This is a genomic window from Paraburkholderia sp. J76 (assembly GCF_905220295.1).
Classification (GTDB): domain Bacteria; phylum Pseudomonadota; class Gammaproteobacteria; order Burkholderiales; family Burkholderiaceae; genus Paraburkholderia.
Window position 1 is genome coordinate 40,283 of sequence record NZ_CAJMZJ010000018.1, and the last position, 13,134, is coordinate 53,416.

At 65.8% G+C, this 13,134-nt stretch carries 11 protein-coding genes; 7 read left to right on the forward strand and 4 right to left on the reverse strand.

Features of this window, described 5'->3' with window-relative positions; translation table 11 throughout:
* Positions 1-34 precede the first annotated feature (34 nt).
* Positions 35-694, reverse strand: a complete 660-nt coding sequence (gene yihA / locus U5768_RS27785; protein ID WP_322033540.1) for a ribosome biogenesis GTP-binding protein YihA/YsxC — start codon at positions 692-694, stop codon at positions 35-37.
* Between the two features lie 238 nt (positions 695-932).
* Here yihA and U5768_RS27790 point away from each other — a divergent pair, with 238 nt between their 5' ends.
* The 5 genes from U5768_RS27790 to msrQ all read left to right on the forward strand — a co-directional run bounded on the left by U5768_RS27790 (position 933) and on the right by msrQ (position 7,220).
* Entirely contained in the window at positions 933-1,607 is a 675-nt protein-coding gene (locus U5768_RS27790; protein ID WP_322033541.1) for a c-type cytochrome, read from the forward strand.
* A 161-nt stretch (positions 1,608-1,768) separates the two neighbouring features.
* Entirely contained in the window at positions 1,769-4,012 is a 2,244-nt protein-coding gene (locus U5768_RS27795) for a cytochrome c biogenesis protein ResB (RefSeq protein ID WP_322033542.1), read from the forward strand.
* Positions 4,013-4,058: 46 nt separating this feature from the next.
* Positions 4,059-5,288, forward strand: a complete 1,230-nt coding sequence (gene ccsB / locus U5768_RS27800; protein ID WP_322033543.1) for a c-type cytochrome biogenesis protein CcsB — start codon at positions 4,059-4,061, stop codon at positions 5,286-5,288.
* A gap of 204 nt (positions 5,289-5,492) precedes the next feature.
* The gene (msrP, locus tag U5768_RS27805; RefSeq protein WP_322033544.1) at positions 5,493-6,494 is read left to right on the forward strand and encodes a protein-methionine-sulfoxide reductase catalytic subunit MsrP; all 1,002 of its coding nucleotides are present in this window, start codon (positions 5,493-5,495) and stop codon (positions 6,492-6,494) included.
* A 12-nt stretch (positions 6,495-6,506) separates the two neighbouring features.
* On the forward strand, positions 6,507-7,220 hold the full coding sequence (gene msrQ / locus U5768_RS27810) for a protein-methionine-sulfoxide reductase heme-binding subunit MsrQ (RefSeq protein WP_415913983.1): 714 nt from the start codon (positions 6,507-6,509) through the stop codon (positions 7,218-7,220).
* A 76-nt stretch (positions 7,221-7,296) separates the two neighbouring features.
* Here the strand turns inward: msrQ and lysA are convergent, their stop codons facing one another.
* The gene (lysA, locus tag U5768_RS27815) at positions 7,297-8,568 is read right to left on the reverse strand and encodes a diaminopimelate decarboxylase (protein ID WP_322033546.1); all 1,272 of its coding nucleotides are present in this window, start codon (positions 8,566-8,568) and stop codon (positions 7,297-7,299) included.
* A 9-nt stretch (positions 8,569-8,577) separates the two neighbouring features.
* Positions 8,578-8,922, reverse strand: a complete 345-nt coding sequence (gene lptM, locus U5768_RS27820; RefSeq protein WP_322033547.1) for an LPS translocon maturation chaperone LptM — start codon at positions 8,920-8,922, stop codon at positions 8,578-8,580.
* Between the two features lie 35 nt (positions 8,923-8,957).
* Here lptM and cyaY point away from each other — a divergent pair, with 35 nt between their 5' ends.
* On the forward strand, positions 8,958-9,275 hold the full coding sequence (gene cyaY / locus U5768_RS27825) for an iron donor protein CyaY (protein ID WP_322033548.1): 318 nt from the start codon (positions 8,958-8,960) through the stop codon (positions 9,273-9,275).
* Between the two features lie 86 nt (positions 9,276-9,361).
* On the opposite strand, the gene U5768_RS27830 is transcribed toward cyaY, so the two are convergent.
* A complete protein-coding gene (locus U5768_RS27830; protein WP_322033549.1) occupies positions 9,362-11,806 on the reverse strand; it encodes a penicillin-binding protein 1A in 2,445 nt (814 codons plus the stop codon).
* A gap of 287 nt (positions 11,807-12,093) precedes the next feature.
* Here U5768_RS27830 and pilM point away from each other — a divergent pair, with 287 nt between their 5' ends.
* Positions 12,094-13,074 (forward strand): type IV pilus biogenesis protein PilM, encoded by a 981-nt coding sequence (gene pilM, locus U5768_RS27835; protein WP_322033550.1) that lies wholly within the window; start codon positions 12,094-12,096, stop codon positions 13,072-13,074.
* Positions 13,075-13,134 lie beyond the last annotated feature (60 nt).

Consider the following 13,134-nt stretch of genomic DNA (forward strand, 5'->3'; position numbering starts at 1 on the left):
TTAGTCGGCTGACGACCCGTGTGCAGCAGCGGGGTTATTCCGCCTCGACGCCGCCCTCGCCAATGGATTCCTGCGGAACCATCCAGCTCTCGATCACGGCTTGCGCCTCGTCGAGCCCGACGCGCTTGAGCGCCGAAAAAAGCTGGGCGCTCAGCTTTCCCTCGTAGCCTTGCTTGTTGTACTCGTCGAAGGCCTTCTTCGCCGTGCGCAGCGCGAGCACGCTCTCTTGACGCGTCAATTTGTCACACTTCGTAAGGAGTGCGTGGATCGGTTTGCCCGTGGGCGCAAACCACTCGACCATGCGGCGGTCGAGGTCCGTGAGCGGACGGCGCGCGTCCATCATCAGGACGAGGCCGGAAAGCTGCGCGCGGGTTTGCAGATAGAGCGAAAGCAACTGCTCCCAATGCGCCTTCGCGGCTGCCGGCACTTCGGCATAGCCGTAGCCGGGCAGGTCGACGAGATAGCCCACGGATTCGTCGGCGGGGCCTACCGCGAAGTAATTGATATGCTGGGTGCGGCCCGGCGTCTTCGAGGCGAAGGCGAGCCGCTTCTGGTTGCACAGCAGATTGATGGCGGTGGACTTGCCGGCGTTCGAACGGCCGGCGAACGCGACTTCGGGCCGCGCCGTGGCGGGCAGATCGCGCAGATGGTTCACCGTCGTGAAGAAGCGGGCTTGGTGCAGCAGGAAGGCCATCGGAAAAGAACCACAATATGAAACAACGCGGCGGCTGGCCCGCCGGGCCCGGAACCGCCCGGGATGGAATCTGGGATATCGGGGGCAGGCCCGACTGGCGCCGTGCTGCCTTGCGCGCTATTGTACAATGCGATGGTTTACTGAATACCAGTGAGGCCAGCGCGGGCCTTTCGAGGTAGATCGGTCGCTGTCGTCCATTGCAGAACCTGATTCCCACAAGACGAAACAAGGTGCGCGAATGAATCGACTGGGCAAGTGCTTGAAGGTGTTCGAGAGTGCGATAGCGGCAGGTCTTACAGCAGGTCTATTCATGGTGGCGGGGCAGGCAAGCGCGGCGGATCAGGGAACGCCGGCCAAGCCCGACGTCGCCCGGGGGCAAGCCATTGCCGCGCAGGTGTGCGCGGCCTGCCACGCGGCGGACGGCAACAGCACCGGCGGCGCCTATCCCAAGCTCGCGGGCCAGCACGCCGAGTATCTCGTCAAGCAACTCAAGGACTTCAAACCGCAGCCCGGCGGCAAGCCGGCGGCGCGCGCGAACCCCATCATGGCTGGCTTCGCTGCCGCGCTGTCAGACCAGGATATGATCAACGTCGCAGCCTGGTTCGCCTCCCAGACACCCAAGCCCGGCTACGCGCACGACGCAAAGACCGTATCGTTCGGCCGGTCGATCTGGCGCGGCGGTATCGCCGACAAGGGCGTGCCGGCCTGCGCGGCGTGCCACGGACCTACGGGCCAGGGCATTCCGATCCAGTATCCGCGCCTCTCGGGCCAGTGGTCGGAATATATCGTTGCGCAGCTCAACGCGTTCCAGCAGGGCACGCGCAACAATAACGATCCAATGCGAACCATCGCGCACCGGCTTTCGGACGACGAGATCAAGGCCGTCGCCGATTACGCAGCGGGACTGCATTGAGCGTAGCCGGCTTGCGGGTGTTCGATCGCGCGGCCGGCTGGAGAACAAGAAAAGGGTGAGGGCGTCGTCATGCTGACGGCGCGCCTGCACCCTTTTTTGCTGTCGCGCCGGATCGAATGGAAGCGGGCAGGCAGCCAGCAAGAGCGAAAAGCGGAGTTTGAATGAGCGTCACCACGCAGGGTTTGCAGTTGAATGTTCGCCAGAAGGCAGTGAAGAGCGCCGTCGAACTGATCAGTTCGATGCGCTTCGCGATTGCGCTGCTCGTCGTGCTCGCCATTGCGAGCATCATCGGCACGGTGCTCACGCAGGACGATCCCTACCCGAACTACGTCAACCAGTTCGGCCCCTTCTGGGCCGACATCTTCCGCTCGCTGAGCCTCTACACGGTCTACAGCGCGTGGTGGTTCATGACGATCCTCGGCTTTCTCGTCGTGTCGGTCTCGCTGTGCGTGATCCGCAACGCGCCGAAGATGCTCGCGGACATGAAGAGCTGGAAGGACAAGGTCCGCGAAGGCAGCCTGCGCGCGTTCCATCACAAGGGCGAGTTTGCGGTGGAGGGCGGCACGCGCGAGCAAACCGCCGCCACGCTCGGCAAGCTGGCGGGGCGCATGGGCTACCGGTTCGTCACGCGCGAAAGCGAGGGCGCCACGCTCATCGCCGCCAAGCGCGGCGCGCTCACGAAGATCGGCTACATCTTTGCGCACCTCGCGATCGTGATCATCTGCCTCGGCGGCCTGCTGGACAGCAATCTGCCGATCAAATTCCAGATGTGGCTCTTCGACAAGACGCCCATCCGCAGCAACGCCGTCATCAACGACATCGCGCCCGAGCACCGGCTCTCGCAGTCGAATCCGACCTTCCGCGGCTACGCCTGGGTGCCCGAGGGCCAGTTCGTTTCCACGGCTATCCTGAACCAGCCCGACGGCTCGCTGATTCAGGACCTGCCGTTCTCGATCCAGCTCAACAAGTTCATCGTCGATTACTATTCGACCGGCATGCCGAAGCTCTTCGCGAGCGACATCGTCGTGATCGACCACAAGACGGGCCAGCGCATTCCGGCGCGTATCGAGGTGAACGAGCCGTTCGAGTACGACGGCGTGTCGATCTATCAGTCGAGCTTCCAGGACGGCGGCTCGCAGATGTCGATGACGGCGTGGCCCATGTCGGGCGCCGGCGCGAAGAGCTTCCCGTTCGGCGGCACGATCGGCAATTCGGCGCCGCTCGCGGTGCCCGCGGGACAGACGGTGCCGGGCGTGGATGGGCAAACCATCGAGTTCGCGGACTTCCGCGCGATCAACGTCGAGAACATCTCGAACGGCAGCGGCGCGAACGACGCGCGGGGCGTGGCGCACCAGTCGCTCAAGGAAGCGTTCGACGAGCGTCTCGGCTCCGGCGCGAAGAGTTCGAAGCCGCTCGACCTGCATAACGTGGGGCCGTCGGTGCAGTACAAGGTGCGCGACAAGGACGGTCAGGCGCGCGAGTACAACAACTACATGCTGCCCGTGGACGTGGGCGGCGGCGACCGCATGTTCCTCGCGGGCATGCGCGAGAATCCCGACGATCCGTTCCGCTACCTGCGCATTCCCGCGGACAGCGGCGGCACGCCGAAAGAGTGGATGATGCTGCGCGCGGCCTTCGAAGATCCCGCGCTGCGCTCGCAGGCTGCAAAGCGCTTCGCAGCGCGCTCGGTCCCCGATTCGAACCGCGACCTGCAACAGCATCTCGAAGATAGCGCCGAGCGCGTCTTGACCCTTTTCGCGGGCTCGGAGGCGCCGCACGGCGCGAATGGCGCAACTGGCGCGAACGGCGCGGCTGCCGGCTTCCAGGCCGTGGCCGCATTCATCGACAAGTCGGTGCCCAAGGATCAGCAGGAAAAGGCTGCGAGCCTCCTGCTGCGCATGCTCGAAGGCGCGACGTGGGACCTCTGGCAGCTCGCGCGCGAGCAGGCCGGCGAGCCCGACCTGAAGCCCGATGCCGACGCCGCGCGCTTCGTGCAAGACTCCATCAACGCGATATCCGACAGCTTCCTGTATGGATCTCCCGTCTATCTACAGCTCGATTCATTCAAGCAGGTGCAAGCTTCGGTATTTCAGTTGACGCGCGCGCCGGGCAAGAAAGTCGTGTATCTTGGCAGCCTGTTGCTCGTGCTCGGCATCTTCTCGATGTTCTACGTGCGTGAGCGGCGTCTGTGGTTCTGGCTGAAGGACCGCACGGGTCAGGACGGTCAGGATCACGGCGTCGACGTCATCATGGCGATGTCCACCGCGCGCCGTACCCTCGACTTCGAGAAGGAGTTCGCCCGTACCCGCGATGCGGTCGGCCGTGCGCTAGGCGCGCCGCCGCAAACGGGCGCCACGAACGATGCGGGCGACACGAACGGCAGCGGCACGGACCGTGCGCCCTGATTCACGCACGCGATTGCAGCCACTCACGATCAACACCGGTAAGCCCATGGACTTGTCTCAGGTTTCCTCCTCTGCGAAGGCCCGCCGCGCCGAACGTGCGCGGGTGGCCAATGCCGCCGCGCACGCCCACGATCCCCTGGCCGACGTCCTGTTCGACGAACGCCCCTTCCTGCGCCGCCTGACGGTGGTCGACTGGCTGTTCGCGCTGGCGCTCGTGGCGGGCGCGGGCTTCGCGCTGTCGCGCTACCACGCGCACATGAACTACTACGACAAGCTGGTGCTCTGCGGCACGACGCCGGCGCTCGTCGTGCTCGGCTGGCGCTGGAAGCCGGCGCGGCTGCTCATGGCCGGTATCGCGGTGCTCGCGGTTTTCGCGATCCAGATCTACCAGGGCGACCTCGCGCGCGCCGACCAGGCCTTCTTCCTCAAATATTTCCTCTCCAGCCAGTCGGCCATTCTGTGGATGAGCGCGCTGTTCGTGCTCGGCACGCTGTTCTACTGGATAGGCCTGCTCTCGCGCTCGCCCTCGGGCGGCTCGATCGGCTCAAAGCTCACGTGGGCGGCGGTGCTCATGGGCTTCGTCGGCCTGATGGTGCGCTGGTACGAGTCCTACCTGATCGGCGCGGACGTCGGCCACATTCCCATCTCGAACCTTTACGAAGTGTTCGTGCTGTTCAGCCTCATCACCGCGCTCTTCTATCTGTATTACGAGAAGCACTACAACACGCGCGCGCTCGGCGCCTTCGTGCTGCTCGTGATCAGCGCGGCCGTGGGCTTCCTCATGTGGTATTCGATCTCGCGCGACGCGCAGCAGATCCAGCCGCTCGTGCCCGCGCTGCAAAGCTGGTGGATGAAGATCCACGTGCCGGCCAACTTCATCGGCTACGGCAGCTTCGCGCTCTCGGCCATGGTGGGCGTGGCGTACATCATGAAGGAGCGAGGCGTGCTGGCGGACCGCCTGCCCGCGCTCGAAGTGCTCGACGACGTCATGTACAAGTCGATCGCCGTGGGTTTCGCGTTCTTCACCATCGCGACCATTCTCGGCGCGCTATGGGCCGCGCAGGCCTGGGGCGGCTACTGGAGCTGGGACCCGAAGGAAACCTGGGCGCTGATCGTGTGGCTCAACTACGCGGCGTGGCTGCATATGCGCCTCATGAAGGGCCTGCGCGGCGGCGTGGCGGCCTGGTGGGCGCTCACGGGTCTGCTCGTCACGACCTTCGCGTTCCTCGGCGTGAACATGTTCCTTTCGGGCCTGCACAGCTACGGCAAGCTGTAACCGAACCCGCCCGCAAGACGAACTAACCGTCGGATGCCTCGCGCTCCGGCGGTTTTTTTTCGTCCGCCGGGAAGTTTTCCGCGTATTGCGCGTTTGCCCGCTTGAGGTTATCCATTCGGCCATCCAGTCGATCCCGGGCAGAACGGGTCGAGATACGATCAATGTGCTGGCGGCGCACGCCACGCGAGAAGCAGGAGCAGCGATATGTGGATCAAGCGGAGCAGCAGGATCTTGCTCAACGGCGACGACATCCCCGCGAGCGAGATCACGCCGCAAAAGGTGTACGAACAGCGTCGGCGCATTCTGAAGGCGGCGGGCGCTCTCGCGCTCGGCGGCATCGCGGGGCCGTTCGGCGCGATAGAGGCGCTCGCGGAATACGCACCCGGCGACCCGAAGGCGCAGAAGCTCGCCGCGCAAACGAACTCCAGGTTCGTCGCGCTCGACAAGGTCACGCCCTACAAGGACATCACGACCTATAACAACTTCTACGAGTTCGGCACCGACAAGGGCGATCCGGCGCAGAACGCGCACACGCTGCGGCCGCGTCCGTGGAAGCTCAGCGTCGAGGGCGAGGTGAAGAACCCGAAGGTCTACGACATCGACGAGATCCTCAAGCTCGCGCCGCTCGAAGAGCGCGTGTACCGTCACCGCTGCGTGGAGGGCTGGTCGATCGTCGTGCCGTGGATCGGCGTTTCGCTCTCCGAACTGATTCGCCGCGCGCAACCCACGGGCAACGCGCGCTACGTGCAGTTCATCACGCTCGCCGATCCCTCGCAGATGCCGGGTCTCGCCGAGCCGATCCTCGACTGGCCGTATTCCGAGGGCCTGCGCATGGACGAAGCGATGAATCCGCTCACGCTGCTCACGGTGGGTCTGTACGGCCAGGTGCTGCCGAACCAGAACGGTGCGCCCGTGCGCGTGATCGTGCCGTGGAAGTACGGCTTCAAGAGCGCGAAGTCGCTCGTGAAGATCCGCTTCGTGGCGAACCAGCCGCCCACGAGCTGGAACAAGTACGCCCCGAACGAGTACGGTTTTTATTCGAACGTGAATCCGAACGTCGATCACCCGCGCTGGAGCCAGGCGACCGAGCGGCGCATCGGCGAGGACGGCTTCTTTCAGCCCAAGCGCAAGACGCTCATGTACAACGGCTACGGCGACCTCGTGGCGTCGATGTATCAGGGCATGGATCTGCGCAAGAACTTTTAGGCTACGAGCTTGATGGAGCGAGAAATGGAATCGACGACACCGCAGGCCGCCGCGCGCATGGGGGCGGCTCAGGCGCGTCCTGCGCGCAAGGCGGGCGTGAGCGGCCCGCGCTGGCTGCCGTGGGCGAAGGCGGTGGTGTTCGTCGCGGCATGGTATCCGCTCGCGCGCCTCGTGCTGTTCGGCTTCACGGGTGGGCTCGGCGCGAATCCGATCGAGTTCATCACGCGTTCCACGGGGCTCTGGACGCTGGTGTTCCTCTGCATCACGCTTGCCGTCACGCCGCTGCGCCGCCTCACCGGCTGGAACACGCTGCTCCGCTTTCGGCGCATGCTGGGCCTCTTCGCGTTTTTCTACGCGGCGCTGCACTTCACGACCTACATCTGGTTCGACAAGTGGTTCGACGTCGCCGCGATGTTCAAGGACGTGGGCAAGCGGCCGTTCATCACCGTGGGCTTCGCGGCGTTCGTGCTGCTGATTCCGCTCGCCGTCACGTCAACGCGCGCGATAGCGCGCCGGCTAGGGCGCCGCTGGCAGACGCTGCATCGGCTCATCTACGCGATCGGCGTGCTGGCGATCCTGCACTTCTGGTGGATGAAAGCGGGCAAGCACGACCTCGTGCTGCCCAAGCTGTACGGCGCGATCATGGTCGTGCTGCTGGGCTGGCGCCTCGCCGTGTGGCTGCTTGCGCGATGGCGCGCCTCGCGCCTCGGTTCCGGCGCTGCCTGAGCGCAGCGCGCGGGCGGACAACAAAAAGCGACGCCGCGGCGTCGCTTTTTACATGGATGAGCGCCGCGCGAAAGACTCAGTCCGGCAGCACGCGCTCGCTCGCGAACAACTGCGCCACGTTTTCGCGCTCGCGCGCGAGATGCACGCGCGTGCCGTCGACCATCACTTCAGCCGCGCGCGCACGCGTGTTGTAGTTCGAACTCATCACGAAGCCGTATGCGCCTGCCGAACGAATCGCGAGCACGTCGCCCGGTTCGATCGCGAGCGAGCGAGCGCGGCCCAGCCAGTCGCCGCTTTCGCACACCGGGCCGACGACGTCGTAGGTTTGCGGCGCCGAATGGCGCTCGACGACCGGCTCCATCGCGTGATACGCGTCGTACATGGCGGGGCGCGCGAGGTCGTTCATCGCGGCGTCGACGATCGCGAAGTTCTTTTCCGAGCCCGGCTTCAGGAACTCGACCGTGGTGAGCAGGATGCCCGCGTTGCCCACGAGCGAGCGGCCCGGCTCGAAGTACACCTCGCGGGACTTGCCCGTTTTCTCGCCATACGCTTCGATGCGGTCGAGCACCGTGCGCACGAATTCGCCGATGTCGGGCGGCGTTTCGTCGTCGTAGGTGATGCCGAGGCCGCCGCCCACGTCGATGTGGCGGATGCTCACGCCGTCGGCTTCGATCTGGTCGACGAGTTCGAGCAGTTTGTCGATGGCGTCGAGATACGGCGCGATTTCGGTGATCTGCGAGCCGATGTGGCAGTCGATGCCGACCACTTCGAGATGCGGCATCGCCGCCGCCGCGCGGTACGTCGCGCGTGCTTCGTCGAACGCCACGCCGAACTTGTTCGCCTTCAGGCCGGTGGAAATGTACGGATGCGTTTTCGGATCCACGTCCGGGTTCACGCGCAGCGAAACCGGCGCCGTCTTGCCGAGTTTGCCGGCCACGTCGTTCAGGCGATCGAGTTCGGGAATCGATTCGACGTTGAAGCACTTCACGCCCGCTTCGAGCGCTTCGCGCATTTCGCCGGCGGTCTTGCCGACGCCCGAGAACACCACGTCCTGCGCTTTCCCGCCTGCCGCGAGCACGCGGGCGAGTTCTCCCGCCGAAACGATGTCGAAGCCCGCGCCTTCGCGCGCGAACACGTTGAGCACCGCGAGATTGCTGTTGGCTTTGACCGCGACGTGCACCTTGGCGCGGCGGCCGGCGCAGGCGTCGGCGTAGGCGTGCCAGGCGGCGGTGAGCGCCGCGCGCGAGTACACGTAGAGCGGCGTGCCGTACTGTGCGGCGAGTTCGGCGGCCGGGACGCCTTCTACGAAGAGCGTGCCGTTGTCACGGTGAAAAGCGGACTGGGTCATGCGAGCGTTTTACTGGGTTGGCGTGGCATCGGAAGCCGGTTGCGGGCCTTCGGTGGTCGCGGGGGCGGTGCTGAGTTCAGGGTCCGGGGACAACGAGAGCGGCGTGCCGGATGTGTCGGGAATCGTGCCGACGGGTTCCGAGACAGACTCGGGCGCGCTGGCGGGCGCGGCGGTTTCCGGCTGCGCGGTTTCGAAATTGGGCTTGGGCGGAAGCGGCGGCACGGTGGGCATGTAGAGCGCGCCGCGCTGGCCGCAGCCCGCGAGCGCGACAGCGCTGATCGCAAAAGCCGCTAGAATCGCGCGGGACGTCCGCGCGCTGGGGGCCGCTGCGCGCGTCCAGGAAATGACACGCATAATTGTCCCTGAATGAATAACCGGTGGAGTTTAGCATGCCAGACAATGACTACCTGAGCCGCGCGGAGGCCGTGCTGGCGGCCGTGGAGCGGGCCGTGGACGAGTCCGCAGCGGACATCGAACTGGAGCGCAGCGGCAACGTTCTGACGCTCGAATTCGAAAATCGAACGAAGATCATCGTGAATCTTCAGCCGCCGATGCGCGAAATCTGGATCGCGGCGAAGGCTGGCGGTTTCCACTATCGCTTCATCGACGGCGAATGGCGCGACACGCGCACGGGCACCGAATTTTTCTCGGCGCTCACGGCCTACGCGACGGAACAGGCAGGCGAGCCGGTGCGGTTCGAGCCATAAACGCACCAAACGCGAGTACGTAAAAAACGACGGGCGCCAGTTGAAAAGCTGGCGCCCGTTTTTCGTGGCTTCGGTTCCGGCGAGCTTCAGTGCCCGCGGAACAGATTCATGATGTCTTCCTTCTCTTTCGCGTTCACGTGCTCGGGCGCGGGCGCGGCGCCCGCGGAGTCGGCGCTGTCCGCGCCCGATGCCCCGCTCGCCGACGCTTCGAGCGCCGCCTGGCTGATGCCCACCGTCGAGACGAAGCCGTGCCCCGGCGTGGCGTCGGCGTAGTACAACTCGTCGCCGAGCGTGACGATGCCGTCCGGCATTGCCATCTTGTACTCGGGCACGCCGTTCAGCGCCTTCTGCATGTAATCGATCCACACAGGCAGCGCGAGACCGCCGCCCGTTTCCTTGTCGCCGAGGCTGCGCGGGTTGTCGTAGCCGATCCACGCGATGGCGGCCAGCGTGTGCTGAAAGCCCGCGAACCACGCGTCGCGCGAGTCGTTGGTCGTGCCTGTCTTGCCGCCCAGGTCGGTGCGCTTGAGGACGTTCGACTTCGCGCCCGTGCCGCGCTGCGCCACGCTCTGCAAGAGGCTGTTCATGATGTACGCGTTGCGTGGGTCGATCGCGCGCGGAGCGTTCTGCCCGGCCACGAGCGGCTGCGCCTGGGCCACCACCATGCCGCGCTGGTCGGTGACCTCGGCGATCAGATACGGATTCACGCGATAGCCGCCGTTGGCGAACACCGAGTAGCCGGCGGCCATCTGCAAGGGCGTGACGAGACCCGCGCCGAGCGCCATCGGCAGGTAGGCGGGATGCCTCTCGGCGTCGAAGCCGAAGTGGGTGATGTACTGCTGCGCGTACTTCGTGCCGATGTGGTTGAGGATGCGGATCGACACGAGGTTCTTCGATTTCATGAGCGCCGTGCGCATGCTCATGGGGCCGTCGAAGCCGCCGCCGTAGTTCTTCGGCTCCCACGCCTGGCCGCCCGTTTCGGCGGCGCTGAAGAAGAGCGGCGCGTCGTTGATGATGGTTGCCGGTCCGAGCCCCTTGTCGAGCGACGCCGAATAGATGAACGGCTTGAAGCTCGAACCCGGCTGGCGCCACGCCTGGGTGACGTGGTTGAACTTGTTCTTGTTGAAGTCGAAGCCGCCCACGAGCGCGCGGATCGAGCCGTCCTGCGGCACGATCGAGATGAACGCGCCTTCGATCTGCGGCAACTGCGTGATCGACCATTCGCCCGCGTTGTTGCGCGCCACGCGGATAATCGCGCCCGGCCGGATTTTCTGCGACGGCTGCGCGCGCGCGCTCAGCGCGAACTGGGCGAAGCGCAGGCCGTCGCCGGTGATGCTCGTGGTGTTGCCGTCCATGAACGTGGCGCGCACTTCCCTCGGGCTCGCCGCCGTCACCACGGCAGCCACGAGTTCGCCGTTGTCGGGGTGCTCGACGAGTGCGTCGTCGATGGCCTGCTCGCGCTCGTCGTTGTCCGTGGGCAAGTCGATGAATGCCTCGGGCCCGCGATAGCCGTGACGCCGCTCGTAATCCATCAGCCCGCGGCGCAATGCGCGATAGGCGACGTCCTGATCGGCGGAATCGATGGTCGTGACGACGTTCAGCCCGCGCGTGTACGCCTCCTCGTGGTACTGCGCGTACATCATCTGGCGCACCATTTCCGCGACGTATTCGGCGTGGACGCTGTATTCCTTGCCCGCACCCTTGACGACGAGCGGTTGCGCCGCCGCTTCGTCGTACTGCTGCTGGGTGATGTAGTGCAGTTCGAGCATGCGCTCGAGGATGTACTCCTGGCGCACCTTCGCCCGCTTCGGATTGACGACGGGGTTATAGGCCGACGGCGCCTTGGGCAGGCCTGCCAGCATCGCGCATTCCGCGAGCGTGAGATCTTTCAGATCCTTTCCGAAGTACACGCGCGCCGCGCTCGCGAAGCCGTACGCGCGCTGCCCCAGATAGATCTGATTCATGTAGACCTCGAGAATCTGATCCTTCGAGAGCTTCGACTCGATCTTGTAGGCGAGCAGCATCTCGTAAATCTTGCGCGTATAGGTCTTTTCGCTCGAAAGGAAGAAGTTGCGCGCCACCTGCATGGTGATCGTGCTGGCGCCTTGAGTGGCATGGCCATTGGTGAGCGCGACGAAGCCCGCACGCGCGATGCCGGCGAGATCGACGCCGCCGTGGTCGTAGAAGCGCGCGTCTTCGATGGCCAGAATGGCCTTCTTGAGGTTCTCGGGCACGTCCTGGAAGTGGACGACGTCGCGCCGTTCCTCGCCAAATTCGCCGATCAGCACATGGTCGCGCGTGTAGATGCGCAGCGGCACCTTCGGACGATAGTCGGTGAGCGCCTCGAGCGATGGCAGGTTCGGCGTCGCCACCACGAGCGCGTAGCCGAGCACGAGCGCCACGCACACCGCGCCGGCGAAGATGAGGCCGAAAAAGGCGATCAGCAGCGTGGCCCACCACGGGCGCTTGCGCCGCCGCGGCGGCTCGGGCGGCGTGGAAGGCGGTACGGACGAAGGAAGCTGATCTTGCATACGAACACCAGAAAAACGGTCCCGCGATTATAGCCGCCGCTCGCCCGCGGGCTTTCGAGATGCTTACATGAGCGGTGCGAGCGAGCCTGCAACCCGCGGTTTGCGCCCGCGCTTGTGCGCAGCTTCCGCGGATATAGGCACTGTAATCGCGCCCCTCGCGCGTGGGTAGCGCCTGGGCCGATCGTTAGCCGTTCGGCCGAGTATTCGTGAGTCGTCCCGATTCGCACAATTTCCCCATCGACGCGTCGCGAACGGTTTGCGGCGCACGGACGTACGGGAGGAATGCGATGGGTTTCGGGAATCCGGTGTTGTTGGGCGCGCGCCGCTTTGCTGCGGGCGTGGATCTGGGCGCGCGAGGCGTCACGCTCGTGGTGTTGAGCCAGCGCATTGTCGGGGCGGGGCCGGTTCGCCTCGAATGGCTGGCGAGCGCGCCGCTCGCGCGCGAGGCGCTTGCGGGCGCGGAGATCGTCGACCGGGCGGCCATCGTCGCGGCGCTTCGCGGCGCGTTTAGCGAATTGCCGCGAGCCAGCGCCGCAGCGTCGCTGCGTTGCGCCATGGCGATGCCCCCGAGCGCGACGTTCGTCGCGACCGTGCCGCTCGCGCGTCTTGCGCCAGCGGGCGCGATGGACGAATCAGGCATTCACGCCGCCCTCGAGCCGCTCGTGCTGGCCGAGGCGGAACGCGTGGCGGGCATGGAGCGCGGCGAGCTGGCGGTCGACTGGAGCGTGCTGCCGGCCACGCCGCGCAGCCACGAAGCGCAGGTGATGATCGCGGCGACGGCGCGACAGCATCTCGAAGCCCGCATCGAGTGCGCGGCCATGGCGGGCATCACCCTGTGCGCCATGGACGACGAGGCGCACGCCGCGTTGCGCGCCATGCGGCACGCAGCCATGTACGAGTTGCCGCCGCACGAGCCTTGGGTGGCGATCTGGGTTGGCCCGGAAGGCGTGCACGGCTGGTTGCTCGTCGACGACTCGGTCGTGCGGCACATGCGCTTTCCCGCGCTCGAACATGCGGATCTCGTGGAAGCGCTGCGCGACCTCGTCGACGGCGAGCAGGCCGGCTGCGTGCAGGTCTCCGGCGAGCTTGCCATGCTGCGCGGCGTGAACTTCACGCTGGCCGACATCGGCGACGCGCTGGGCGCGCCGGTGCTGCCCTTCGAATGCGGACCGCTGGCCGATATCGAGTGGCCGCTCGCTGCGACGCTCTTGCACGATCCGGCGTGCGCGGTTGCATTCGGGCTCGCGTTGCGCGGGGTGGCGGAATGACGCCCGCGCGTGGCGGGCGCGTACTTCCGCGGCGGGCCATCGGCGGATTCAATTTGCTGC

Coding starts and splice junctions, on each gene's coding strand:
- cyaY (WP_322033548.1), top strand. CDS start 8,958: ATGCCAGACAATGACTACCTGAGCCGCGCGGAGGCCGTGCTGGCGGCC.
- U5768_RS27795 (WP_322033542.1), top strand. CDS start 1,769: ATGAGCGTCACCACGCAGGGTTTGCAGTTGAATGTTCGCCAGAAGGCA.
- msrQ (WP_415913983.1), top strand. CDS start 6,507: ATGGAGCGAGAAATGGAATCGACGACACCGCAGGCCGCCGCGCGCATG.
- pilM (WP_322033550.1), top strand. CDS start 12,094: ATGGGTTTCGGGAATCCGGTGTTGTTGGGCGCGCGCCGCTTTGCTGCG.
- ccsB (WP_322033543.1), top strand. CDS start 4,059: ATGGACTTGTCTCAGGTTTCCTCCTCTGCGAAGGCCCGCCGCGCCGAA.
- yihA (WP_322033540.1), bottom strand. CDS start 694: ATGGCCTTCCTGCTGCACCAAGCCCGCTTCTTCACGACGGTGAACCAT.
- msrP (WP_322033544.1), top strand. CDS start 5,493: ATGTGGATCAAGCGGAGCAGCAGGATCTTGCTCAACGGCGACGACATC.
- lysA (WP_322033546.1), bottom strand. CDS start 8,568: ATGACCCAGTCCGCTTTTCACCGTGACAACGGCACGCTCTTCGTAGAA.
- U5768_RS27830 (WP_322033549.1), bottom strand. CDS start 11,806: ATGCAAGATCAGCTTCCTTCGTCCGTACCGCCTTCCACGCCGCCCGAG.
- U5768_RS27790 (WP_322033541.1), top strand. CDS start 933: ATGAATCGACTGGGCAAGTGCTTGAAGGTGTTCGAGAGTGCGATAGCG.
- lptM (WP_322033547.1), bottom strand. CDS start 8,922: ATGCGTGTCATTTCCTGGACGCGCGCAGCGGCCCCCAGCGCGCGGACG.